Annotated in this window: 19 protein-coding genes and 1 tRNA gene; 19 read left to right on the top strand and 1 reads right to left on the bottom strand. The window is 67.2% G+C overall.

Features of this window, described 5'->3' with window-relative positions; translation table 11 throughout:
- Positions 1-79: 79 nt before the first annotated feature.
- From NNJEOMEG_RS06375 to NNJEOMEG_RS06310, 14 genes are all read left to right on the top strand, one after another.
- Positions 80-168: transfer RNA gene (locus tag NNJEOMEG_RS06375), tRNA-Leu, on the top strand.
- Positions 169-900: 732 nt separating this feature from the next.
- Complete coding sequence (locus tag NNJEOMEG_RS06370) at positions 901-1,971, top strand: ABC transporter ATP-binding protein (protein WP_173082460.1); 1,071 nt, start codon at positions 901-903, stop codon at positions 1,969-1,971.
- Between the two features lie 79 nt (positions 1,972-2,050).
- Positions 2,051-3,346 (top strand): ABC transporter substrate-binding protein, encoded by a 1,296-nt coding sequence (locus tag NNJEOMEG_RS06365; RefSeq protein ID WP_173082458.1) that lies wholly within the window; start codon positions 2,051-2,053, stop codon positions 3,344-3,346.
- Between the two features lie 176 nt (positions 3,347-3,522).
- Positions 3,523-4,335 carry a carbohydrate ABC transporter permease gene (locus NNJEOMEG_RS06360; RefSeq protein ID WP_173082605.1) on the top strand — a complete coding sequence of 271 codons (813 nt, stop codon included), beginning with the start codon at positions 3,523-3,525 and terminating at the stop codon, positions 4,333-4,335.
- On the top strand, positions 4,332-5,162 hold the full coding sequence (locus NNJEOMEG_RS06355; RefSeq protein WP_173082456.1) for a carbohydrate ABC transporter permease: 831 nt from the start codon (positions 4,332-4,334) through the stop codon (positions 5,160-5,162). The genes NNJEOMEG_RS06360 and NNJEOMEG_RS06355 overlap by 4 nt, the downstream gene beginning before the upstream one ends.
- Positions 5,159-6,010: a hypothetical protein gene (locus NNJEOMEG_RS06350; protein WP_173082455.1), complete on the top strand. Its 852-nt coding sequence runs from the start codon at positions 5,159-5,161 to the stop codon at positions 6,008-6,010. Before NNJEOMEG_RS06355 ends, NNJEOMEG_RS06350 begins: the two co-directional genes overlap by 4 nt.
- A 141-nt stretch (positions 6,011-6,151) precedes the next feature.
- A complete protein-coding gene (locus NNJEOMEG_RS06345) occupies positions 6,152-7,915 on the top strand; it encodes a sigma 54-interacting transcriptional regulator (protein WP_217270486.1) in 1,764 nt (587 codons plus the stop codon).
- A gap of 713 nt (positions 7,916-8,628) precedes the next feature.
- Complete coding sequence (locus NNJEOMEG_RS06340) at positions 8,629-9,822, top strand: ABC transporter substrate-binding protein (RefSeq protein WP_217270485.1); 1,194 nt, start codon at positions 8,629-8,631, stop codon at positions 9,820-9,822.
- Positions 9,823-9,888: 66 nt separating this feature from the next.
- Positions 9,889-10,776, top strand: a complete 888-nt coding sequence (locus NNJEOMEG_RS06335) for a branched-chain amino acid ABC transporter permease (RefSeq protein ID WP_173082453.1) — start codon at positions 9,889-9,891, stop codon at positions 10,774-10,776.
- 1 nt (position 10,777) lies between these two features.
- Positions 10,778-11,752, top strand: coding sequence for a branched-chain amino acid ABC transporter permease (locus tag NNJEOMEG_RS06330; protein WP_173082452.1), 975 nt, complete (start codon positions 10,778-10,780; stop codon positions 11,750-11,752).
- Position 11,753: 1 nt separating this feature from the next.
- Positions 11,754-12,518 carry an ABC transporter ATP-binding protein gene (locus NNJEOMEG_RS06325; protein WP_173082451.1) on the top strand — a complete coding sequence of 255 codons (765 nt, stop codon included), beginning with the start codon at positions 11,754-11,756 and terminating at the stop codon, positions 12,516-12,518.
- Positions 12,515-13,219 (top strand): ABC transporter ATP-binding protein, encoded by a 705-nt coding sequence (locus tag NNJEOMEG_RS06320; RefSeq protein ID WP_173082450.1) that lies wholly within the window; start codon positions 12,515-12,517, stop codon positions 13,217-13,219. Before NNJEOMEG_RS06325 ends, NNJEOMEG_RS06320 begins: the two co-directional genes overlap by 4 nt.
- Positions 13,220-13,361: 142 nt before the next feature.
- Entirely contained in the window at positions 13,362-14,519 is a 1,158-nt protein-coding gene (locus NNJEOMEG_RS06315; RefSeq protein ID WP_173082448.1) for an iron-containing alcohol dehydrogenase, read from the top strand.
- Positions 14,520-14,636: 117 nt separating this feature from the next.
- Positions 14,637-16,391 carry an aldehyde ferredoxin oxidoreductase family protein gene (locus tag NNJEOMEG_RS06310; RefSeq protein ID WP_173082446.1) on the top strand — a complete coding sequence of 585 codons (1,755 nt, stop codon included), beginning with the start codon at positions 14,637-14,639 and terminating at the stop codon, positions 16,389-16,391.
- Between the two features lie 46 nt (positions 16,392-16,437).
- Here the strand turns inward: NNJEOMEG_RS06310 and NNJEOMEG_RS06305 are convergent, their stop codons facing one another.
- Positions 16,438-16,827 (bottom strand): bacteriohemerythrin, encoded by a 390-nt coding sequence (locus NNJEOMEG_RS06305; RefSeq protein WP_173082445.1) that lies wholly within the window; start codon positions 16,825-16,827, stop codon positions 16,438-16,440.
- Between the two features lie 322 nt (positions 16,828-17,149).
- Here NNJEOMEG_RS06305 and NNJEOMEG_RS06300 point away from each other — a divergent pair, with 322 nt between their 5' ends.
- The 5 genes from NNJEOMEG_RS06300 (at position 17,150) to NNJEOMEG_RS06280 (ending at position 23,099) form a co-directional block, all read left to right on the top strand.
- Positions 17,150-17,986, top strand: coding sequence for an MBL fold metallo-hydrolase (locus NNJEOMEG_RS06300; protein WP_173082444.1), 837 nt, complete (start codon positions 17,150-17,152; stop codon positions 17,984-17,986).
- A 98-nt stretch (positions 17,987-18,084) separates the two neighbouring features.
- Entirely contained in the window at positions 18,085-18,333 is a 249-nt protein-coding gene (locus NNJEOMEG_RS06295) for an Ada metal-binding domain-containing protein (RefSeq protein ID WP_173082443.1), read from the top strand.
- 311 nt (positions 18,334-18,644) lie between these two features.
- Positions 18,645-20,729 carry a HAMP domain-containing methyl-accepting chemotaxis protein gene (locus NNJEOMEG_RS06290; RefSeq protein WP_173082442.1) on the top strand — a complete coding sequence of 695 codons (2,085 nt, stop codon included), beginning with the start codon at positions 18,645-18,647 and terminating at the stop codon, positions 20,727-20,729.
- A 19-nt stretch (positions 20,730-20,748) separates the two neighbouring features.
- The gene (locus NNJEOMEG_RS06285) at positions 20,749-21,051 is read left to right on the top strand and encodes an STAS domain-containing protein (protein ID WP_173082440.1); all 303 of its coding nucleotides are present in this window, start codon (positions 20,749-20,751) and stop codon (positions 21,049-21,051) included.
- On the top strand, positions 21,048-23,099 hold the full coding sequence (locus NNJEOMEG_RS06280) for a chemotaxis protein CheA (RefSeq protein ID WP_235956854.1): 2,052 nt from the start codon (positions 21,048-21,050) through the stop codon (positions 23,097-23,099). The genes NNJEOMEG_RS06285 and NNJEOMEG_RS06280 overlap by 4 nt, the downstream gene beginning before the upstream one ends.
- The last annotated feature ends 87 nt before the right edge of the window (positions 23,100-23,186 follow it).

Raw genomic sequence — 23,186 nt, 5'->3', positions numbered from 1 at the left:
ATACCAGCAGGCGCGCCCGGGGCCAAGGGGCGCGATTGACGTACGGGCGGCCCGGAAGCTAGGAAGGCGGACCCCTCGTGCCCGAGTGGTGGAATTGGTAGACGCCAGGGACTTAAAATCCCTTGATCCGAAAGGGTCGTGCCGGTTCGAGTCCGGCCTCGGGCACCAGACAATTTCAACGTGTCGGGCCTGCCACCCCATGATGCGACACGGAGCGTAATCAGCAAGGACGCTCTGCACCGTCTGTCCCCCAATCCCGAAATGCGCCCGGGTGAAACCGGCCCCCGCCCGTTTCTTGAGGGTGGGACACCGGTGCGCGCGGCGCAGGGCATCCCGCCGGGCCAAGGCCGATGCGGCCTCTTGCCCCTCGCGCCTGTTCCCGCGTAGACGCCCCTCCCTCTCGGGCCGTGAGGCCTGCGGCTCTGAACATCACGAACGTCCGACAGCAATTTGTTCATTCGGGCCATGCCCTTCCGCGCATCCGACGCTGACGGCGCACCCGCCAGTCCCTCCCGCCGGACGCTCGCCGCAACGTCCGGAACGCGTCGGCTCGTTCTGCCGCTCCCTGCGCGCCACACGTCGCCGCCGCGCTGCGGGGCCTGCGTCCCCGCGCCGGGTCCGGGCCGCATCCGCGCGGAGTCCCGGCGGCGCGCCTTGCACGGAACGCCCGCGCGGGAATTTCCGCTTTCGCGACGCCGCGCGCTTTGCCCCGGCATCGCCATCCGCTCGTCAAGTTGCTGGCTTACAGGTCTTCGCTGGTGTACTAACCGCATGTTGTGCGCGGCAGAGGTTTCTTCGACGGGCGGCCCCGGGTTCTAATCGCTTGAACTTTTGTGACGATCCGGCTAACTTTGTACGAATCTGAACGTCCCGGCTTTTCAGGCTTGCCAGGAGGTCGTTTTGCCGCAGATACGGCTTGAGAGCGTTTCGCGTCATTGGGGTCAGGTTCGCGCCGTCGACGACGTGAGCTTCGTGGCGCCCGAAGGGAGCCTGATGGTGCTGCTCGGACCGTCAGGGTGCGGCAAGTCCACCACCCTGCGCCTCATCGCCGGGCTGGAGACGGTCAGTTCCGGCAGGATCTTCATCGCGGACAAGGACGTGACCGGCCTCTCCCCCTCGGAGCGGCGTCTGGCGATGGTTTTCCAGTCCTATGCCTTGTTTCCGCACCTGAACGTGCGCGAGAACATCCTTTTCGGCCTCAAGGTGCGCAAGGTTCCGCGGGACGAGCAGGCCCGCAGGCTCGACCGCGCCGTGGGGATCCTGGGCCTGGGGGAACTCCTGGACCGCAAGCCCGCCGCGCTCTCGGGCGGGCAACAGCAGCGCGTCGCCCTGGGGCGAGCCCTGGTGGCCGAGACCCCGGTCTGCCTCATGGACGAACCGCTCTCCAACCTGGACGCCAAACTGCGCCAGGAGATGCGCCGTGAAATCCGCGCCCTGCAACTCTCCCTGGGCATGACCATGGTCTACGTCACCCACGACCAGACCGAAGCCATGAGCATGGCCGACCGCATCATCCTCATGCAGGGCGGGGGCATCGTGCAGAACGGCACCCCCGAGGAACTCTACACCACCCCTGCCAGCCTCTTCGCGGCCAGTTTCATCGGCACGCCGCCCATGAATCTGGTCCGGCTGGCTTCGGGCCCGGACGGCATCGGCGTGCGGGGGGCCTCCGGCGCCGCCGCGCCCGGAGCGCCCCACCCGGACTGTTTTCTAGGCATCCGGCCGGAACACCTGGAAATCTCTGCCGAAGGGAACTGGTCGGCCAGCGTGCTCTCCGTGGAATACCTCGGCGTCAACTCGGTGGTGTCCTGCCGCGTGGGGGACCAGACGGTTTGCTCGGCCGTGGAGGGCATGTCTCGTCTCGGCCCCGGCCAGGAGGTGCGGCTGCGGTTCGACGAATCCCGCGCGCACTATTTCCACGCCGACACGGGGCTTCGCATCGGCGGCCGCGACCCGCGCGGCACGCGCTGAGCGCCATCGAATACCGCACCATCGGCCCTCCCCCCGGGGAACTCCAACGCATCCAACCTTCAACCCCAGAGGTGACGGCATGCTCAAACAAACGGTGAAACCGCAATTCCTGGTCCTGGCTTTCGCGCTGCTTCTCCTGCTGTCCAGCACCGCCTTGGCCGAGAAGGTGTCCCTGACCTTTTACTTCCCGGTGGCCGTGGGCGGCCCCATCACAAAGGTCATCGAGGGCATGACGGAATCGTTCATGAAGGAGAACCCGGACATCAAGATTACGCCGGTCTACGCGGGCATCTACCGCGAAACGCTCACCAAGGCCCTCACCGCCCTCAAGGGCGGAGAGCCGCCCCACGTGGCCGTGCTCCTCTCCACCGACATGTACACCCTGATCGACGAGGACGCCGTGGTCCCCTACGACGAAATCCTCCCCGCCCAGGAAATGGGCTTCGTGAAGGACTACTACCCCGGCTTCATGCAGAACAGCCAGACCGGCGGCAAGACCTGGGGCATCCCCTTCCAGCGTTCCACCATCGTCATGTACTGGAACAAGGAGGCCTTCAAGGAGGCCGGGCTCGACCCCAACACCCCGCCCAAGACCTGGACCGAAATGCTCGACTTCGCCAAGAAGCTCACCAAAAAAGACGCCTCGGGCGTGGTGAGCCAGTGGGGCGTGGCCATCCCCACCACCGGATACGCCTACTGGCTCTTCCAGGCGCTGGCCATCGAGAACGGCATCGAACTGATGAACCCCGCCGGCACCGAGGTCTATTTCAACAAGCCCGCCTCCGTCGAGGCGCTCCAGTTCCTGGTGGACCTCTCCCGCAAGTACGAGGTCTCCCCCAAGGGCACCATCGACTGGGCCACCACACCAAAGGACTTCTTCGAGCGCAAGACCGCCATCATGTGGACCACCACCGGCAACCTGACGAACGTGCGCAACAACGCCAAGTTCGATTTCGGCGTGGGCATGCTCCCCGCCAACAAGCGCCCGGGGTCCCCCACCGGGGGCGGCAACTTCTACATCTTCAAGAAGGCCACCCCGGCGGAGCGCAAGGCCGCGGTGCAGTTCGTGAAGTGGATGACCACGGCCGAACGCGCCGCGCAATGGGGCATCGACACCGGCTACGTGGCGGTCCGCCCGGACGCCTGGGAAACCAAGCTGATGAAGGACTACGTGCAGACCTTCCCCTACGCGGCCGTGGCCCGCGACCAGCTCCAACATGCCGTGGCCGAACTCTCCACCCATGAAAACCAGCGCGTGACCAAGGCCCTGGACGACGCCATCCAGGCCGCCGTCAACGGCACCAAGACCCCGGCCGAGGCCCTCAACGAGGCCCAGGCCGAGGCGGAACGCATCCTCAGGCGCTACAAGCGCTGATCTCTCGCCCCGCGACCGGACCGGGCGGCCCTTGCGCCCGGTCCGGCCTGAATGTCCCGCCTGCCCCAGCCGGGCGGCGGTAAACCCCGGAAAGGGAGGACGACGTGGCGCTTCGCCCGGCCGTGAACAACCCCATCAACGCATGGCTGTTGCTGCTTCCGGCGGTGGCCCTCATCATGGCCTTCACCCATTATCCGGCCGTGAACACCTTCATCTCCAGCTTCTTCCTGGCCGGAAAGGGCGGGGCCGCCCCGGAATTCGTGGGCCTCGAGAACTACCGCTTCCTGCTCGAGGACAAGATCTTCTGGAAGGTGCTCAAGAACAACCTGGTCTTCGCCTCCTGCACCATCCCGCTTTCCATCGCCCTGGCCATGACTATGGCCTTCCTGGTCAACGCGGGGCTGCCGGGCCAGGCCTGGCTGAGGCTGAGCTACTTCGTGCCCACCGTGCTGCCCATGATCGCCGTGGCCAACATCTGGCTCTTTTTCTACACCCCCGAATACGGCCTGCTGGAACAGGTCAGGCGCTTTCTGGGGTTCTCGGGGGTGAACTGGCTTGGCAGCGAGAGCACGGCCCTCTACTGCGTCATCGCCGTGGCCGTATGGAAGGATGCGGGATTCTTCATGATCTTCTATCTGGCGGCCCTGCAGCAGATTCCGCCCTCCCTGGGCGAGGCGGCCATGGTGGAGGGGGCCTCGCGCTTCACCTACTACCGCAGGGTGGCCATACCGCTCATCATGCCCACCACGCTCTTCGTCCTGGTGAACGCCACCATCAACGCCTTCCGCATGGTGGACCACCTCTTCGTGCTGACCCAGGGGGGACCCAACAACGCAAGCTCCCTGCTGCTCTACTACATCTATGAAGTGAGCTTCAAATTCTGGGACACCGGCTACGGGGCCACGCTCACCCTCGTGCTCCTGCTCTTTCTCGGGCTGGCGTCCATCCTTCAGTTCGGGGTTCTCGAAAAGAAGGTCCACTACAGATGAACGCGGCAAATCCCTACGACCGCGGCGGAGCGCGCCTGCTGGACACCGCGGCCGCGTGGACCCTCGCCCTGCTCTGGGCGCTGCCCTTGCTCTACGCTGTCTGGACGGCGTTCCACTCCCCCGAGTTCTCCACGCGCTTCCACCTGCTCGCGCCCCTGACGCTCGAGAACTTCGCCAAGGCCTGGGCCGCCGCGCCCTTCGCCAAGTATTTCGTGAACACCGTCCTGCTGGTGACCATTGTGCTGGCCGTGCAGTTGGTGCTCTGCACGCTGGCGGCCTACGCCTTCGCCAAGTACGACTTCCGCTTCAAGACGCTCGCCTTCGCCCTGGTGCTCATGCAGCTCATGATCATGCCGGACGTGCTGGTGGTGGAAAACTACCAGACCATGGCCAGGATCGGCATCCTGGACTCCACCCTCTCCATCGGGCTGCCCTACATGGCCTCGGCCTTCGGCATCTTTCTCCTGCGCCAGACCTTCAAGACCGTGCCCAAGGAGCTCGACGACGCGGCGGCCGTGGAGGGCGCGGGCGTCCTGCAGATCCTCTGGCACGTGTACGTCCCCCTGGGGAGGCCGGTCTACCTGGCGTACGCCCTGGTCTCGGTGAGCTACCACTGGAACAACTTCCTGTGGCCGCTCATCGTCACCAACACCGTGCACTCGCGGCCTCTCACCGTGGGGCTCCAGGTGTTCTCCTCCACCGAACAGGGCGTCGACTGGGCGGTGATCACCGCGGCCACCCTCATGACCAGCGGGCCGCTGCTGCTCGGTTTCCTCCTCTTCCAGCGGCAGTTCGTGCAGTCGTTCATGCGGGCAGGCATCAAATGAGCGGCCGCCCCGCGCTTCCCCTTTCCGTCCGGGAGTTGTCCGGCTTCCTGGGCGTGCCGGCCGCACGCCGCATCCGCGAGGAGTTCCTTCCGGCCGTGGACGAGCCCCGCTGGCGCGACCTCGCCGAGGAGTTCATGCGCCTCGACGGCCCCGCCACCGCCTACGCCCATCCCTGGTTTACCCCCATGCCCTTCGAGGCCTGCCCGGGCTCGGGCGCGCACCACGCCCACGTGGGCGGCCTGGCGCTCCACGTGCTCCAGGACCTGGAGAACGCCAAAGCCCTGCTCAAGGTCCACGCCTCCCGGGGGCTGCCCGCCAGGCCCGGACTCGTCTACGCCGCCATCCTGCTGCACGACGCCATGAAGCGTTTCGTCTACCGCTTCAACGAGCGCTTCGAGCTGGAGAAATCGGAGGACCCGTTCATCGGAAGGAATGAGGACCACCACTCCTGGGTGCTCCGGGAACTCACGGCCCGCAACGCCGACCGAGAACTCCTGCTGGCCGTGGCCGCCATGCACGGCCTCGACGACGTGACCCTGGCCGGAGGGGTGCGTCCCCTGGCCGTGGTGAACCACTATCTCTCCCTGTCGGGCTCGGGCCTCACGATGACCGCGGACGACGTGCGCCCCGAGCACGTGATCGGCTTTCTCTCCGACTCGGACTGGCCGGCCAGCGGCGCGGCCCAGGCGCGCTGCCGGGCCCTGGCCGGGAGGCTCGCCCCCGGCCTTGGCCTCGGCGCGGACTACGTGCTGGTCCACCTGGGCTCGCGCCTGGGTTTCGAGCGCGCCGACGCCGTGAACGCCCTGCACGGCCCCGAGGAAGTGGTCCGCCTGGCCTTCCGCGACTGATTCCATCGGCGCACCCGCCGTTTCGGTCGGGCCGCTTTACTCACCCCCGTTCTGCCGGTAAGCTCGTTTCCGATTCGATACCGGTGCAGTTCCCAGCCGTGGCGTTGACCGTCCAGGTGTTGCTACCCATGGGGAGTGAGCGTGTCCGATCCTACCGTCCGCCATGCGGCCCTGTTCTCGACGATCCTCGACGCGGCCCACATCGGGCTCATGGCCGTGGACGCCATGGGCGTCGTCACCTTCATCAACAGCCACGCGGCCTCCTCCCTGGACCTCGCCGACCGCGAGGTGACGGGCAGGCACGTCTCCGAGGTGCTGCCCCATTCGCAGGCCCCCCACGTCCTGGCCACCGGCATGCCCGTGTGCGGCCAGATGCTGGCCCTCCAGGGGGCGGTGCTCATGGCCAACCACTCGCCGCTTTTGGAGAACGGCGTGCGCACGGGGGCCATCAGCGTCTTCCAGGACATCTCCATCCTGGAGCGCACCTCCTGCGAGCTGCACTACGTGCGCGACCACATCAAGGAGTTGAGCTCCATCATCAACTCATCCTACGACGGCATGTTCATCACCGACGGCGCCGGCAACGTCCTGCTCCTGAACGAGGCCTACCAGCGCATGACGGGCATCAGCGCCGACGAGGTGCTGGGCAAGAACATGCGCCAGCTGGTGGAGGAGCAATACTACGACCGCTCCGTCACCCTGCTGGTGATGGAGACGGGCATGCCCGCCACCATCAACCAGACCATCAAGGGCGAGCGCACCCTGCTGGTGACGGGCAACCCCGTGTTCGACGACGCGGGCAAGCTCTACCGCGTGGTCACCAACGTGCGCGACATCACCGAACTCATCAGCCTGCGCGACCAACTGGAAAAAACCCGCGAGAAGACCAGGCAGTACGAATCCGAAATCTCCTACCTGCGCTCCCTGCAGATCGAGGCCGGGGACATCGTGTTCCGCAGCCGCGCCATGGCCCAGGCCCTGGTCACGGCCACCAAGGTGGCCTACGTGGACTCCACTGTGCTCATCACCGGCGATTCGGGCACGGGCAAGGAACTCATCGCCAAGCTGATCCACAAGAAAGGCAAGGGAGCCGCCCAACCCTTCATCACCATCAACTGCGCGGCCCTGCCCGACCACCTGCTGGAGTCCGAACTCTTCGGCTACGAGGGCGGCGCCTTCACCGGCGCTCGCCGGGAGGGCAAACCCGGCCTCTTCGAGCTGGCCAACAACGGCACGCTCTTCCTGGACGAGGTGGGCGACATGCCCATGGTGCTCCAGGCCAAGCTGCTGCGCGCCATCCAGGAGAAGCAGATCATGCGCCTGGGCGGCACTAGGCCGGTGCGGGTGAACGTGCGCATCATCGGCGCCACCCACCGCGACATCCAGAAGATGGCGGAACGCCGCGAATTCCGGCGCGACCTCTTCTACAGGCTCATGGTGGTGCCCATCCACCTGCCCTACCTGCGCGAACGCCCGGAGGACATCCCGCTGCTGGCGATGCACTTCATGAACAAGTTCAACAAGCGCTTCGGCCTGCGCAAGACCATGCTCCCCACCGCCGTGGACACCCTGGCCCGCTATCCCTGGCCGGGCAACGTGCGCGAGCTGGAGAACCTGATCGAACGCCTGCTGGTGACCACGGCGGACAACGAAATCACCGAGGAGCACCTGCCCGCCCACATCCGCAGTTCGGCCTACATCCCCCGGAAAGGTTCCCGCATGGCCGAGGCCGTGGCCGAGGTGGAGGCCTACCTGCTGGAAAAGGCCTTCGGGAAACACGGCAACTGGCAGCGGGTGGCCCAGGAACTGGGCATCGACAAGGCCACGGCCTACCGGAAGGCCGCCAAATACGGCCTCACGAAGGACCGCCCCCTCGGGGCGCGTCCGCCCTTGTCGCGGAATTGATTCTGTCGCAACGATGCGAATGATTGATATTACAGCACGTTCAAACAGCCAGTGGCGACATCGTTCGCAGATCCGCACCGCCCGTCGCCTCCCGCCGCGCGCGGCAGTCGGCCCTCCGCCTCGCTCCATGGCCCCTGTTGTTTCTGGCATGCTTTTGGCTAGTATGGTTTTCAGCCACTGAAGGTCCCCCTTCTGCGGGGGGGCGGATCGACGGTGGCCGTCGCACGTCGTACGCATCACGCCCGGCATGAACGGCAACGGATCGTTGCCTTTTCTGTTCCGTCGCACGTTCAGCATTCTTTGTGCCGTTGAGTCTGTCGCCTGGTTGATTCCATGAAGACAAGGACCGTGCTTTTGCGACACACCAAGAGACGAGACGCCATTCAGGCACGGAGCATGCGCTTTGCCGCCATTCCCGGCAGGGAGGGCATGAGTAGCCGCCCCACCCGCACCACGGAGCCCTCGGGCGCCCAGAGCCCCCGCGCAGCGCGCAGCCGCCGCCCCCTTGGCCGGACACCCGGCGGACGGCCCGGAACCCCCGCGCACGGCCCGCGCGCGAACCAGACCGGAGGGAGGTTCGTCTCGTAGCGCGACAGCATCCGGTCGCGTGCCGGATCGGACTTGAGAATCAGCCAAACACCCAACAGGAGGAATGTCGGATGGCATCGCTCAAACGCATTTGTTCTCTCTGTTTGCTGTTGTTCCTGACAGGGATGCACGCGTCCGCTTTCGCGCAGGAGAAAGTCGTCAAGATCGGGGCGCTCTACCCCATGAGCGGGCGGGCCGGCATCTACGGCATGGACTCCGTGGCGGCCGCCGAAATGGCCATTGAGGAGATCAACGCCAAGGGCGGCGCGGCCGGCTACAAGCTCCAGCTCATCAACACCGACGACAAGTCCAAGCCCGACTACGCCGTGACCGTGGCCAAGCGCTACATCTCCGACGACAAGGTGAATTTCCTCTTCGGCGTGGTCAGTTCCGCCGTGGGCCTGGCCCTCACGGAGGTTTCCAAGCAGGAGAAGAAGATCTTCATCGGCACCGACCACGCCGCCACCGAGCTGACCGCCCAGAACCTCCAGCCCTACTACTTCCGCGTGGCCAACAACACCTTCCAGTCCATGGCCGCGGGCGCGCTCTACCTGAAGGAGCTCGCCCAGACCAAGCCCTGGAAGACCATCGCCTACATCGGCCCCGACTACGCCTACGGCCACGCCCAGATCGAGGAGCTCAAGTTCAACCTGGACCGCTTCGGCGTGAAATACCAGATGGTCGGCGAGTTCTGGCCCAAGCTCTTCGAGGCCGACTACACGTCCTACATCACCTCCATCATGCAGGCCAAGCCGGACATCGTGGTCAGCGGCTTCTGGGGCGGCGACACGGTGGCCTTCATCAAGCAGGCAGCCCCCTACGGCCTGTTCGAGAAGTCGCTCTATTTCCACCCCGACGCGGGCGGCAACTACGAACTCCTGAGCGCCATGGGCGACAGCCTGCCCCTGGGCTTGGTGCTCTCGGCCAGGCACCACAACAACTGGCCCGACACCGCCATGAACAAGGACTACGTGGCCAAGTTTCACAAGAAGACCGGCCGCTACCCCACCTATTCGGCCGAGGGCGCCTACGTGGGCGTGTACGCCATCGCCGAGGCGGTCAAGAAGGTCGGCAACCCCAACGACAGCGACGCCCTGGTCAAGGCTCTCGAGGGCATGAAGTTCCAGGAGCCCGAGGACCCCGAAGGGTTCGTCTCCTACATCGACCCCGCCTCGCACCAGATGGTGCAGGTGCAGGCCATCGGCGTGACCATGCCCAACACGGACTACCCCCCCGCCACGCGCATGCTGGGCAACTGGAAGATCTACAAGGCCGAGGACCTGCTGCCCCCCAAGGAATGGATCGAAAAGAAAAAGTAACCACGACCGGCCCGGAGGCGGGCGCGCCCGCGCCCGCCTCGCACTCGCAACCACAGGGAGTGGCGAATGGATTTGTCATTTTTCGTCGTGCAGCTCTTGAGCGGCCTGACCATGGCGACCTTCCTGTTCCTGATCGCCAGCGGCCTCACGCTCATCTTCGGGGTCGGGAAGGTCTTCAACTTCGCCCACGGCTCCTTCTTCATGCTGGGGGCGTACGCGGGCTACCAGCTCTCCTCGGTGTGGGGCCAGAGCTTCTGGCTGAGCCTCGTGGCGGGGGGAATCTTCGCGGGCGTCCTGGGCATGCTGGCCGAGTTCCTCTTCCTCCGGCGCATCTACGGCCGCGCCGACGAGGGGGGCTTCCAGATCCTGCTGACCTACTCCTTCATCCTCATCATCGACGACCTGGTGAAGCTCGTCTGGGGCACGGAGTACAAATCCCTGGCCAAGCCCGCGGTCCTGCAGGGGGCCTTCTCCTTCTCCGGCATCGTCATCCCCCGCTACAACGTGGCGGTCATCCTCATCGGCCTGGCGGTGGTGGTGGCGGCCTGGTGGTTCCTCAACCGGACCCGGGCCGGGCGCATCGCCCGGGCCTCGGCCCTGGACAGGGAGATGCTCGCCGTGCTGGGCGTCAACGTGCCCATGACCATGACCCTGGTGTTCGGCATCGCCACGGCCCTGGCGGGCATGACCGGCGTGCTGGCCGCCCCGCTGCGCTCGGTGACTCCCGGAGCGGGCATCGAGGTGATCATCGATTCGCTCATCGTGGTGGTGCTTGGGGGGCTGGGCAACTTCTGGGGGGCCTGGCTGGCCGCGCTGCTCCTGGGCGAAGTGAACTCCTTCGCGGTGGTGTTCGTGCCCAAGTGGGCCACCCTGTTCAGCTACCTGGTCATGGCCCTGACGTTGCTCTTCAAGCCCGAGGGCCTTTTCGCCCCCCGCAAGGTCAGGAGGGTCTGACATGGGCGGCAAGTCCCTCTCCAACACCACCCTCGTCCTTTTGATCGGGCTGGCGGTCTTCGCCCTGGTCCCCGTGCTGAAAACCACCAACTACCAGATGCTCCTGGCCGCCCACGTGCTGGTCTGGGGATTGTTCGCGGTGTCCTTCAACATGCTCTTCGGCGTGACGGGCATGCTCTCCTTCGGCCAGGCCCTCTACTACGGCATGGGCGCCTACAGCGTGGGGCTCTGCGTGAAGTACCTGGGCGCCGCCTGGTTCTTCCCGGGCATGCTCCTGGGCATCGTGCTGGCCGCGCTGTTCGCCTGGCTCCTGGGGCACCTGATCATCCGCGTCAGCGGGGTGTTCTTCACCATGCTCACCCTGGCCTTCGGGCAGCTGGGCTGGCAGGTGATGTTCAAGTGGTACTCCTTCACCGGCGGAGACGACGGCGTGCAGAACATCATCCCGCCGGGCATCTTCGCCAACAAGGTGGTCTACTACTACCTGCTGCTGGCCCTGGTGGGCGCGTCCCTGTGGTTCATGGGGCGGCTCAACGCCTCCCCCATGGGGCTCATCCTGCGCTGCGTGCGCCAGAACCCGGAGCGGGTGCGCTTCCTGGGCAGGCGGGTGCGCCGCAACCAGCAGCGCATCTACATGATCTCCTCGCTCTTCACCGCCCTTGCGGGCGGCCTGATGAGCGGCGTGGACTACTCCATCCACACGGACATGTTCTACTGGACCACCTCCGGCCATGTGATCCTCATGTCCATCCTGGGGGGCATCGGCCAGTTCTTCGGCCCGTTCCTCGGGGCCGCGGTGATCATCGTCATCGAGGACGTGGTGGGGGCCTTCACGGAATACTGGTCGCTGATCATCGGCCTGGTCATGCTGGGCATGGTGCTGGGCCTTCCCCACGGGCTCATGGGCGGCATCGACCGCCTCAAGGCCCGGTTCGCCGGCAGCGGCGCCCGGCCGGCCCGGGACGGGAGGAGCTGACATGGCAGCAGACACCCCCCTCCTGGAACTGGACGGCCTCTCCAAGGCCTTCGGCGGGCTCAGGGTGACCGACGACGTGAGTTTCAAGGTCATGCCCGGCGAGATCTCGGTGGTCATCGGGCCCAACGGCGCGGGCAAGACCACCCTCTTCAACCAGATCACCGGCCATCTCAAGCCGGACAGCGGCCGCATCCTCTTCAAGGGCCGGGACGTGGCGGGCATGACCACCCAGCAGGTGGTGGCCCTGGGCGTGGGCCGGGCCTTCCAGGTGTCCTCGCTGTTCCTCGGGGAGACCGTGCTGGACAACATCCGCGTGGCCTGCCTCTCCAAGCTCGACCAGACCCGCAGGCCGCTTCGCCCCGTGACGGACTTCAAACGGGCCACCGCGCGGGCCATGGAGATCCTGGAGAGCCTGGGCCTGGCCCGGCACGCCGCGCGCCAGGCCCACGAGCTGGCCCACGGCGACCAGAAGCTCCTGGACATCGGCATCGCCCTGGCCCTGGAGCCGGAACTGCTCATGCTCGACGAGCCCACCTCCGGCATGTCCCCCGAGGAGCGCCACCTCACCCGCGAGCTGGTGCGCAAGCTCTGGCGGGACTTCAACCTGACGCTCCTCTTCATCGAGCACGACATGGACACGGTCTTCGGCCTGGCCCAGACCGTGCGGGTGCTCCAGAGCGGCAGGCTCCTGGCCGAGGGAACGCCCGAGGAGATCCGCAAGAACCCCGAAGTGATCACCGCCTACCTGGGCGAGGAGGTCGCATGAACACCATTCTGTCCGCAGGCGGCCTCAACACCTACTACGGCCGCAGCCACATCCTCTTCGACATGGGCCTGGAGGTCCGCCAGGGGGAGACCGTCTGCCTGGTGGGCCGCAACGGCGCGGGCAAGACCACCACGTTCCGCTCGCTCATGAACCTCTCCCCGCCCAAGTCGGGCCGGGTGGAGTTCCTTGGCCGCAACTGCTCGGGGCTGCCGCCCTACAGGATGGCCCGGCTGGGCCTGGGCTTCGTGCCGGAGGACCGGCGCATCCTGGGGCCGTTCACCGTGCGCGAGAACCTGGAGATGGGCGTCATCGCCGAGCGCAAGGGCCGCTGGAACCTGAAGACCGTGCTGGAGTGCTTCCCCACCCTGGCCCGCATGCTGGAGCGCATGGGCGGCTCGCTCTCGGGCGGCGAGCAGCAGATGCTCACCATCGGCCGCGCGCTCATGGGCAACCCGGAGGTGCTCATCCTGGACGAGCCCACCGAGGGCCTCTCGCCGGTGATCGTGGGCGAACTCAAGGAGCTGGTGCTGCGGCTCAAGCGCGAGGGCACCACCATCCTGCTTTCGGAGCAGAACATCCGCTTCGCCCTGGCCGTGTCCGACCGCGTGGCGGTGATGGACAAGGGACGCTCCGTCTACACCGGCACGGTGGAGGCCTTCCGCTCCGACGAGGCGGTCCAGAGCCGCTACCTGGCCGTGTAGCGGGAAGGCCGGATCGAGGACGGCCGTGCGCGGCCGAAGCCGCCCAGGGGGGCGCGGGGTCAGCCCGCGAGCCCGCCCGGCGGCGGCCCGAGGGTGAAGCGTGCCCGCCTGAAGCGGGGCCAAACCAAACTGGGGTGCCACAATGGGAACCGGTTCGATCTTTCAGACGACGCGCCGCATCGTCATGGGCGCGGGGGCCTTGGCGCGGGCTGCCGAGGAAGTACGCGGGATGGGCGGCAAACGGGTGCTGGTGGTCACGGACCCCGGCCTCGCGGGAACGGGCATGGTGGACAGGCTGGAGGAGCAGTTCAGGAAGGCCAGGATCGCCTGCGAGCGCTTCGCGGACGTGGAGGCCGACCCCTCCTACGAAACGGCCGTGCGGGCCGGCGAGAGCCTCAGGGCCTTCCGGGCCGACGCCATCGTGGGCATCGGCGGGGGCTCGGCCCAGGACGTGGCCAAGGTGGCCTCCATCCTGGCCACCAATCCGGGCGAGGTTTCCTCCCTGTTCGGCATCGACCTGGTGCCCAAGCCCGGCCTCAAGCTGATGCTCATCCCCACCACGGCGGGAACGGGCAGCGAGGTGACGCCCATCGCCATCCTCTCCGACCACCACGAGAAGCTCAAAAAGGGCATCGTGAGCCCGCACCTTTTCCCCAGCGTGGCCCTCCTCGACCCGGAGCTCACGCTGGGCCTGCCCCCGCACATCACGGCGGCCACGGGCATGGACGCGCTCATCCACGCCGTGGAGGCCTACACCTCCCGCAACGCCACGCCCGTCACCGACATGCTGGCCCTGCAGGCCATCCGGCTGGTCCACGGCAACATCCGCACCGCCTACGCCAACGGCGCGGACATCAAGGCCCGCTCCGACATGATGGAGGGCAGCATGCTCGCGGGCATGGCCTTCGCCAACGCGGGGGTCACCGCCGTGCACGCCTTCGCCTACCCCATCGGCGCGGAATACCACATCCCCCACGGCGTGGCGAACAGCATCATGCTCGTGCCGGTGATGGAGTTCAACATGCTGGGCAACCTCCCCAAGTTCGCATACTTGGCCGGGGTGCTGGGAGAAAACGTGGTGGGGCTCTCCCAGCGCGAGGCCGCGCTCAAGGCCGTGGAGGCCCTGCGCGTGCTCACGCAGGACCTGCGCGTGCCCGCGAGGCTCTCAGGCTTCGGCGTCCGGGACGAGAACATCCCGGACCTGGCCAAAGGCGTCATGAAGGTCACCAGGCTGCTGGCCAACAACCCCCGCCAGCTCCAGGCCCAGGACGCCGAGGCCATCTACAGGCGCGTGCTCTGAGGCGAAGCTCCCCCCGGCGCGAGGCCCGCCAAGGGCTGCGCGCCGTGAACCGGCGCGCCCGCGAGGCCGGCCCGCGGGCGCGCCAACACGCAACACACCGGCACGCGAGGCGCATCCATGTTCGGATTCTACGGCAGGATACTGACTGTGGACCTCTCCAACCGGACGTTTTCCATCGACGCCGCCGACCCGGGCCTCCTGGAGTCCGTGCTGGGCGGCAAGGGGCTCGGCACGGCGCTCCTGCTGTCGCGCAATCCGGCCGGAACGGACCCGTTGGGGCCCGACAACAGGCTCATCTTCGCCACGGGGCCGTTCTGCGGGGGGCCGCTGTGGGGCGGCAGCCGTTACGGGGTCTTCACCAAGTCGCCGCTCACCGGCTTCTACGCCGAGTCCTACTCGGGCGGCAAAGTGCCGGAGGCCATCGACCGGACCGGGTTCGACGCCGTGGTGGTGGAAGGGGCCTCCGAGAGGCCCGTGGCCCTGCGCGTCCATCCCGACGGCTGCACCTTCCACGAGGCCGACCACCTCTGGGGGCTCGAAACCTACGAGGCCGAGCGCGCCGCCCTGGGCGTGGCGGAGCAGGGCTGGGGCGCTCCGGGCGCGGTGGTCATCGGCCCGGCGGGCGAACGCCTGGTGCGCTTCGCCCTCATCGCCAACGACTCCTGGCGCTGCGCGGGCAGGGCCGGGGTGGGAGCGGTGATGGGCTCCAAAAAGCTCAAGGCCGTGGTGTTCCAGGGGGACCGCAAGCGCCTCCTGGCCGACCCCAAGGGCGCGCGGGCCTACGCCGCCGCGTTCGCCAGGGCGGGCAGGGAGAACAAGGGCGTGCAGGCCTACAAGGCCTACGGCACCACCATGATGGTGGCCCTCATGAACACGGCCGGGGCCTTCCCGGCAAAATACTGGAGCCAGGGCAGCTGCGCGCACTGGCCAAAGATCAGCGGGGAGACCTTCCACAAGGAACACGACGTGACGCCCCACGCCTGCCTGAAGTGCTTCATGGCCTGCGGCCGCATGGCCAGGCTCTCCAAGGGCAGGCACCAGGGCCTCACCCTGGAGGGGCCGGAGTACGAGACCATCTACGCCTTCGGCGGCCTGTGCATGATCGAGGAGATGGACGAGATCGTCTGGCTCAACGACCTGTGCGACCGCCTGGGCCTGGACACCATCTCGGCGGGGAACCTCTGCGCCCTGGCCATCGAGGCCTGTCGCAGGGGCGTGCTGAAGCTCGGCCTGGACTACGGCGACTACGAGGGCGTGGGCAGGCTCATCCACGACATCGCGAACCGCAAGGGCGTGGGGGAACTCATGGCCCAGGGCATCGTCGCCGCGGCCGAGGAGTGGGGCCTCTCGGACCTGGCCGTCCACGTCAAGGGCATGGAGCCCCCGGGCTACGACCCGCGCGCGCTCAAGGGCATGGGCCTGGCCTACGGCACGTCCCCGCGCGGGGCGTGCCACCTGCGCACCACCTTCTACAAGCCGGAACTGGCCGGCATGATCCCCCCCGACGCCATCGAGGGCAAGGCCGAAATGCTCACCGATTTCGAGGACCGCCTCACCCTCTTCGACACGCTCATCCTCTGCCGCTTCTACCGGGACATGTACACCTGGGAAGAGTTGGAAAAGGCCGTGGGCCTGGCGACCGGGCTCGAAGCCTCCAGGCCGGAGCTGCGGCGCAAGGCCGCCCTCGTGCTCGACCTCACCCGGGAATTCAACCTCCGGGAGGGGCTCACCGCCAAGGACGACCGGCTGCCCTCGCGCCTGCACAGGGAAGCCCTGCCCGACGGCAGGAGCCTGACCGAGGCCGAAATGGAAACCCTGCTCTCGGACTACTACCGCCTGCGGGGCTGGACAAGCGACGGTCGCCTGCCGTGAGCCCGCGCCGAGGCCCCTGCGACGACTGCGGGCCGTCGGCGTCCCGCTATCCCGCCAGGCACTCGCCCATCAGCTTGTCCACGGTTCCGATGTGTTCGATCAGCCATTTGTGCAGGAACTCTGAAACCGCCCTGGGATGGTTCTCCGGAGCGTCGGACTCGAAGGCGATCGCCATCACCCGCTCACCGAACTGCTCGTGCTCCTTAAGATGTTCCGCCATGTAACGGTAGCCGCTTTCCGCCATCAGCCGCTCCTCCGTTGCGAAATGGTGTCTTGCGTAGAGGATGAGGCCGTCCGTGAGCTGCGACAACCTGCTGATGCCCTGGCGTGTTGCGATGGCCTCATCAAGCTCGTTGATCATTGCGATCAGATCTTGATGTTGGGCATCGACATCAGGGATGCCTGTTGCGAGATCTTCAAACCAATAGATCGTCATATGCGTATATCTCCGTAAATAACCGTGACAGCCCTGCTGAACTGGGCAAACCGCTTCGGCACTTCGGGAAGATAGAGTCCTTCCATGCCGGTTGGCAGCTGTCAAGGCTTTGCATCGACGGTTTCAGATCGCGTCCGGACGCATCTGGCGCAGGCGCACACGGACAAGGGACGCGACCTGGCGGAGGTACGCTCACGAGCACGACTCCCCTCGGAGACGCACGCCGCGAGCCGCGCATGGCCCCCGTGCCGTTCGTCCCAGGGGGTTGACGCGCCTGCCCGCCAGACCATAGAGCCCGGAAGAGCAAACAAAAGGAGTCACGATGCCCGGAGCGCGCCTCGCCGTCACGGTTCTGGCCGACAACGAGGCCCGCGAGGGCTTCGCCGCCGAACACGGTCTCTCGTTGTGGATCGAGGCCCCGGGCGGCAACGTGCTCTTCGACACGGGCGCTGGCAAGGCGCTGGAGGACAACGCCCGCCGACTGGGCGTGGACCTCGCCCGGACCGACGCCCTGGTCCTGAGCCACGGCCACTACGACCACACCGGGGGACTGCCCCTGGCCCTGGCCGCGACGGAGAGGGCGCACGTCCATCTGCGGCCCGAGGCCGTGCTGCCGCGCTACTGCGTGGAAGAAGGCAAGGCGCGCCCGGTGCACATGCCGCGCGAGGCCATGGAAGCGCTGGAGGCCCTGGCCGGGGAGCGCCTGCACTGGGCGGCGGAACCTTTCCAGGCCGTGCCCGGGGTGTGGGTCAGCGGCCCGGTGCCCCGCCCCCACGGCGACGTCGGCCCCGGCTGGCCCTTCTTCCTTGATGCCGAAGGCCTGCGCCCGGACCCCATCGACGACGACATGGCCCTGTGGACGGACACCCCCGAAGGCCTGGTGCTCGTGCTGGGCTGCTGCCACGCGGGCCTGGAAAACACCCTCGAAGCCCTGGAAGTCCACGCGCCGGGCAGGCCGCTGCGCGCCGTCCTCGGGGGGATGCACCTGATGCACTCCGGCCCAGGCGACATCGCCCGTGCCGTGGCGACCCTGCAAAGCCGCGCCCCGGGCCTGGTGGTCCCCCTGCACTGCACGGGCAAGGACGCCGCGCAGGCGCTGTCCGCTGCCTTCGGGGAGCGCTTCCGCCAGGGCCGCGCGGGGGAACGCCTGGAATTCTGACCCCGACCGGGACCGCTCCCCCGGCGCGCCCCGGCATCCTGCCGCCGCCCCGCGCCCGGTGCGCTGATCCCACTGACCGCCTCGACCGGGAGGAGCGCATGAACCGCCTCCGCAACGGACTGACCGCCGTCCTGCTCGCCCTGGGCCTGCTTCTCGCCACGGCCGTCTCCGCGACGGGGCAGCCTCTGGCGCCGCCGAATGCCGTTTACCACGGCAACGTCACATCGCGCATCTACCACCGGCAGAGTTGCCGCTTCTACCACTGCAAGGCCTGCACGGCCGTGCTCAAGAGCAGGGAGGAAGCCGCCGCCGCGGGCTACCGGCCCTGCAAGATCTGCAAGCCCTGAAAACGCCGCGCCCGGCCCGCGGTCCCTTCCGGGGGCCGGGATGCCCTGTTCCCCGCCCTCATACCGTTGGACAAACCGACTCGTTGTGGTATCAATTCCTTAGGCTGACTCAGTTCTTCCCGCGTGCTGGCTTACCGGGCCAGTCCGAGACGGGCGAACGATCCAGTTTCTTCATGATGCGTGTTTTTTGCCAGAAACGAGTAGACTCCCCTTCGTGTTTCTGGAATATTGATCAAACTGGAACAACGCCCCAGAAATCGATTGACAACATCTATGGGGATCACCAGCGGCAGCACCCCGAGGAGAACGCCATGCTCAAGAACATGAACCTCACCACCAAGCTGGGCATCGGATTCTTCCTGCTCATCCTCTCCACCTTGGGCGTGGCCTACGTGGGCTGGAACGGGCTCAAGAGCCTCGCAAGCCGCGCGGAGAAGTCCGCCCATATGGCCGACATCGCCGAGCAGACCCTCCAGGCGCGTCTGGACATGCTCTACTACATCGACCAGCACGACGAGAAACGCCTGGAATCCCTGCGCAAGAACCTCCTTGAGTCGCGCGCCACGGCCCAGGAGCTCAAGAACGTCTTCGTGGACGCCAAGAACCGCGAAAACATGGACGCCCTCATGGCCGCCTCCACGGCTTACGAGGCGGGCCTGGGCAAGTTCCAGGAGGGCGAAAAGCTCCACGGCGAAACCCTCAAGGCCCTCGTGGACGCCGCCACCGCCGTGCTGCGCTCCACCGAGCAGCTCAACGCCAGGCTGCGGGAGGCCGCCGCCAGGGCCACGGCCGCCAATGATCTCGCCGGGGCGGCAAAAATCCATGAACTGATGGGACGCACGGACGAGGTGCTGCAGCAGTTCCTGCTCTCGCGCATCGAGGTGCTCTACTATCTCTGGCGCGGGGACAAATCCCGCATGGACGCCGCGAAGGGCATCCTGGACCGCCTCGTGCCCGCCTCCAAAGAGCTTGCGGGCATGCTGCCCGGCGCCGAGGACAAGGTCCTGGCCCTGGAAATCGCCGCCAAGGCGGAAGTCTACCGCACGCGCATGGACGGTTTCCTCAAGGCAGCCGAATCCAACGCAGGCGTCATGCGCGAGATGGCCGTCGTGGCCCAGAAGATCAGCGCCAACGCGGACGCCTCCTTCCAGGACCAGAAGAAGAAGATGGAATCCGAGTCCCAGGCGGCCAACATGACCAACATCGCCGTGGCCGCGGCCGCCATCGCTTTCGGCGCGTTCTTCGCCGTGTACATGATCCGCGCGCTGCGCTCTGGCGTCAACTCGGCCATCAGCGTGGCCAACACCGTGGCCACGGGCGACGTGAGCCGCGACGTGGCCGCCGACCGGGGCGACGAGATCGGCAGGCTCCTCCAGGCCATGCAGCACATGGTGGAGGCCGAGCGCACCGCCGCCGAGCTGGCCACGCGCCTCGCCGCCGGAGACCTGCGCATCGAGGTGACCCCCCGCTCCGACAAGGACATGCTCCTGCTCTCCATGAAGGAGATGGTCGCCCGCCTCAACAGCGTGGTGCTGGAGGTCCAGTCCGGGGCCACCAACATGGCGGCGGGCAGCGAGCAGCTCTCGGCCTCTGCCCAGAGCCTCTCCCAGGCAACCACCGAGCAGGCGGCCGCCCTGGAGGAATCCTCGGCCTCCATGGAGCAGATGTCCTCCTCCATCAGCCAGAACGCCGACAACGCCCGCCAGACCGAATCCATCGCCGTGAAGGCCGCTGGCGACGCCCGCGAGTCCGGCTCGGCCATGGTGCAGACCGTGGCCGCCATGAAGGAGATCGCCCAGAAGATCTCCATCATCGAGGAGATCGCCCGCCAGACCGACCTTCTGGCCCTCAACGCCGCCATCGAGGCCGCCCGCGCGGGCGAGCACGGCAAAGGCTTCGCGGTTGTGGCGGCCGAGGTGCGCAAGCTCGCCGAACGCAGCCAGCAGGCCGCCGCCGAAATCAACACCCTCTCGGGCAGCTCCACGGCCGTCACCGAAAGCACCGGGGCGCTCCTGGGCCGACTGGTGCCCGACATCCAGAAGACCGCCGAACTGGTGCAGGAGATCAGCGCCGCCAGCACCGAGCAGAACTCCGGGGCCGCCCAGGTGAACAAGGCCCTGCAGCAGCTGGACCAGGTGGTGCAGCAGAACGCCTCGGCCTCCGAGGAACTGGCCTCCACCGCCGAGGAGCTTTCGGCCCAGGCCGAGCAGCTCCAGAGCGTCATCTCCTTCTTCCAGGTGAACGGGGAACAGGCCCGCCTTCCCCAGCGGGGGACCGCCCCCCCCGCCCGCTCCCAGCAGCCTCGCGCAACCGCCCAGACCCCCGCCAAAAAGAAGAGCGGCGTGGTGCTCACCCTGGGCGAAGGCCACGAACACGAAGACTTCGAACGGTTCTAGACCGTAAGGGGGCTAGACAGTGAACATCACCCTCGCAGGCGACTGCAGCGTGTCGCGGGCCGAAGAGATCCACGCCGCGTTCCTTGAAGCCTTGCGGTCGGGCGCGCCCCTGGAACTCGACCTCGCGGGCGTGACCAATCTCGATCTCACGTTCTGCCAACTGCTCCACGCCCTGCGAGCCGGGTGCGAGGCCAAGGGATCAACCTGCACCCTTCTGGGCCAGCTTCAAGGCGCGGCCGCGGGCCAAGCCCTGCTGTGCGGCTTCCCGGAACTGGCGGCGACGGCCCAGGACGCACCGGAAAGCAAGGAGCGAGCCGAATGAACCTGGACGCCGCCCAACTCTTCAAGGAAGAGGCCGCCGAACTCCTGGCCGACCTGGAACACATGCTCCTGGAGCTGGAGAACGACCCGGGCAACGCCGAATGCATCGCCAAGGTGTTCCGCGACATCCACACCATCAAGGGTTCCGGGGCCATGTTCGGCTACGACGAGCTGGCCCGCTTCGCCCACGACGTGGAAACCGTCTTCGACAAGGTCCGCTCCGGCGAACTCCAGCTGACCACCGAGCTTCTGGGCCTCACCCTGGAGGCCAAGGACCACGTGGGCAGGCTGCTGGCCTCCCCGAAAGCCGCCCCCGAAGACGTGGCCGTCTCCGACGAAATCCTTTCCCGGCTGCGCCCCTACCTGGGGCAGCCGCCCGCGCGGCAGGAGGCCCAGCCGGGAGACGCCCAGGACCAGCCGAAAGGCCACCGCCGCTTCGACCCCTCCACCGCCAGAACCTACCTCCTGCGCTACCAGCCCGCGCCCGGCACCTTCCTCTCCGGCACCGACCCCATGCGCCTCATGGCCGAACTGCAGGACCTGGGCAGGCTCTGGAGCGTCTTCCGGCCCGGGACCATCCCTTCCCTGGAGGCCATGGACCCCGTGACGGCCTACGGCTGGTGGGACATCCTGATCATCCAGGACAAGGGCATCGACGCCATCCGCGACGTGTTCATCTTCGTGGAGGACGAACACGGCGTGAAGATCGAGGAAATCCGTCCCGAGGCCGTCCGGGGTTCCGACATCCCCACGCTCCTGGACATGCTGCAGGCCGGGGCGGGGAAGTCCTTCGAGGCCCTGCGCGACGAGATCGCCGGGTGGATCGCCGCCAAGGTGAGCATGCGCTCAACGGCCAAGACGGCCGCCGCTCCGGACGCGGGCTCCACCGCGAGCATCCGGGTGGATTCGGCCCGCCTGGACGCCCTGGTGAACCTGGTGGGCGAGATGGTCATCGTGCAGTCGCGCCTGAGCCAGCTTGCAGGCACTTCGGGAGATTCGGTCCTGCGCAGCGTGGCCGAGGACCTCCAGCGCCTCGTCTCCGAAATGCGCGACAACACCCTGGGCATCCGCATGGTGCCCATCGGCTCCATCTACGGCACCATGCGCCGCCTCGTGCGCGACCTGGGCCAGTCCATGGGCAAGGACGTTGCCTTCAACGGCCTGGGCGCGCAGACCGAGCTGGACAAGAACGTGATCGACCAGCTCAAGGACCCCCTGGTGCACATCCTGCGCAACTCCATCGACCACGGCATCGAAGCCCCCGAGGCCCGCGAGGCCCAAGGCAAGCCGCCCAAGGGCAACATCACCCTGGACGCCGTGCACTCCGGCGGCAACATCCACATCACCATCACCGACGACGGCAAGGGCATCGACACCGAGCGCGTGAAGGCCAAGGCCATCGAACGCGGGCTCATCGCGCCCACGGACAACCCCACCGAACAGGAAATCCTGGGCATGATCTTCGCCCCGGGCTTCTCCACGGCCCAGCAGGTCACCAACGTCTCAGGGCGCGGGGTGGGCATGGACGTGGTGAAGAAGAACATCGAGAGCCTGCGAGGCTCCGTGGACGTGGAGAGCACGCCCGGCAAGGGGTGTCGGCTCACCATCCGCCTGCCGCTCACCCTGGCCATCATCGACGGGCTTCAGGTGCGCGTGGGTTCGGAGTTCTTCGTGCTGCCCCTGGCGGCCGTGGAGGCCTGCCAGGAACGCTTCCTGGAGGGCCGTCCGCCCATGGTCGGCTCCATGGAGTACAAGGGCGAGCTGATCCCCTGCGTGAGCGTGCGCGGCCTGCTCGACGTGCCCGGCGAGCAGCCCGGCTACGAACGCATCGTGGTCACGGGGGTGGAGGGCAAGTGGGTGGGCCTGGCGGTGGACGCCGTGGTGGGCCAGCAGCAGGCGGTGATCAAGCCCCTCTCCGAGGCCCTGGGCAGCGTGCGCTTCATCGCGGGCACCACCGTGAACGGCGACGGCGGCGTCTCGGTGATCCTGGACGTGGCCAACCTGATCGCCTTCGCCTTCTCGCGCCAACAGCAGAACCGCGCGGCCTGACGGGGCGGCCAGGACCGGAGGCCCCGCCGCGCGGCCCTTGCCCCCGGAAGCCCGAAGGAGTATGCCCGCCGGGCGTCGCGGGGGGCA

The sequence above is a fragment of the Fundidesulfovibrio magnetotacticus genome, assembly GCF_013019105.1.
In the GTDB taxonomy this organism is placed as follows: Bacteria; Desulfobacterota; Desulfovibrionia; order Desulfovibrionales; family Desulfovibrionaceae; genus Fundidesulfovibrio; species Fundidesulfovibrio magnetotacticus.
Note: the sequence above shows the minus strand (reverse complement) of the source record. Positions and strands in the feature narration are given on the sequence as shown.

Coding starts and splice junctions, on each gene's coding strand:
- NNJEOMEG_RS06365 (WP_173082458.1), top strand. CDS start 2,051: ATGCTCAAACAAACGGTGAAACCGCAATTCCTGGTCCTGGCTTTCGCG.
- NNJEOMEG_RS06360 (WP_173082605.1), top strand. CDS start 3,523: ATGGCCTTCACCCATTATCCGGCCGTGAACACCTTCATCTCCAGCTTC.
- NNJEOMEG_RS06355 (WP_173082456.1), top strand. CDS start 4,332: ATGAACGCGGCAAATCCCTACGACCGCGGCGGAGCGCGCCTGCTGGAC.
- NNJEOMEG_RS06350 (WP_173082455.1), top strand. CDS start 5,159: ATGAGCGGCCGCCCCGCGCTTCCCCTTTCCGTCCGGGAGTTGTCCGGC.
- NNJEOMEG_RS06340 (WP_217270485.1), top strand. CDS start 8,629: ATGCACGCGTCCGCTTTCGCGCAGGAGAAAGTCGTCAAGATCGGGGCG.
- NNJEOMEG_RS06335 (WP_173082453.1), top strand. CDS start 9,889: ATGGATTTGTCATTTTTCGTCGTGCAGCTCTTGAGCGGCCTGACCATG.
- NNJEOMEG_RS06330 (WP_173082452.1), top strand. CDS start 10,778: ATGGGCGGCAAGTCCCTCTCCAACACCACCCTCGTCCTTTTGATCGGG.
- NNJEOMEG_RS06325 (WP_173082451.1), top strand. CDS start 11,754: ATGGCAGCAGACACCCCCCTCCTGGAACTGGACGGCCTCTCCAAGGCC.
- NNJEOMEG_RS06320 (WP_173082450.1), top strand. CDS start 12,515: ATGAACACCATTCTGTCCGCAGGCGGCCTCAACACCTACTACGGCCGC.
- NNJEOMEG_RS06315 (WP_173082448.1), top strand. CDS start 13,362: ATGGGAACCGGTTCGATCTTTCAGACGACGCGCCGCATCGTCATGGGC.
- NNJEOMEG_RS06310 (WP_173082446.1), top strand. CDS start 14,637: ATGTTCGGATTCTACGGCAGGATACTGACTGTGGACCTCTCCAACCGG.
- NNJEOMEG_RS06305 (WP_173082445.1), bottom strand. CDS start 16,827: ATGACGATCTATTGGTTTGAAGATCTCGCAACAGGCATCCCTGATGTC.
- NNJEOMEG_RS06300 (WP_173082444.1), top strand. CDS start 17,150: ATGCCCGGAGCGCGCCTCGCCGTCACGGTTCTGGCCGACAACGAGGCC.
- NNJEOMEG_RS06295 (WP_173082443.1), top strand. CDS start 18,085: ATGAACCGCCTCCGCAACGGACTGACCGCCGTCCTGCTCGCCCTGGGC.
- NNJEOMEG_RS06290 (WP_173082442.1), top strand. CDS start 18,645: ATGCTCAAGAACATGAACCTCACCACCAAGCTGGGCATCGGATTCTTC.
- NNJEOMEG_RS06280 (WP_235956854.1), top strand. CDS start 21,048: ATGAACCTGGACGCCGCCCAACTCTTCAAGGAAGAGGCCGCCGAACTC.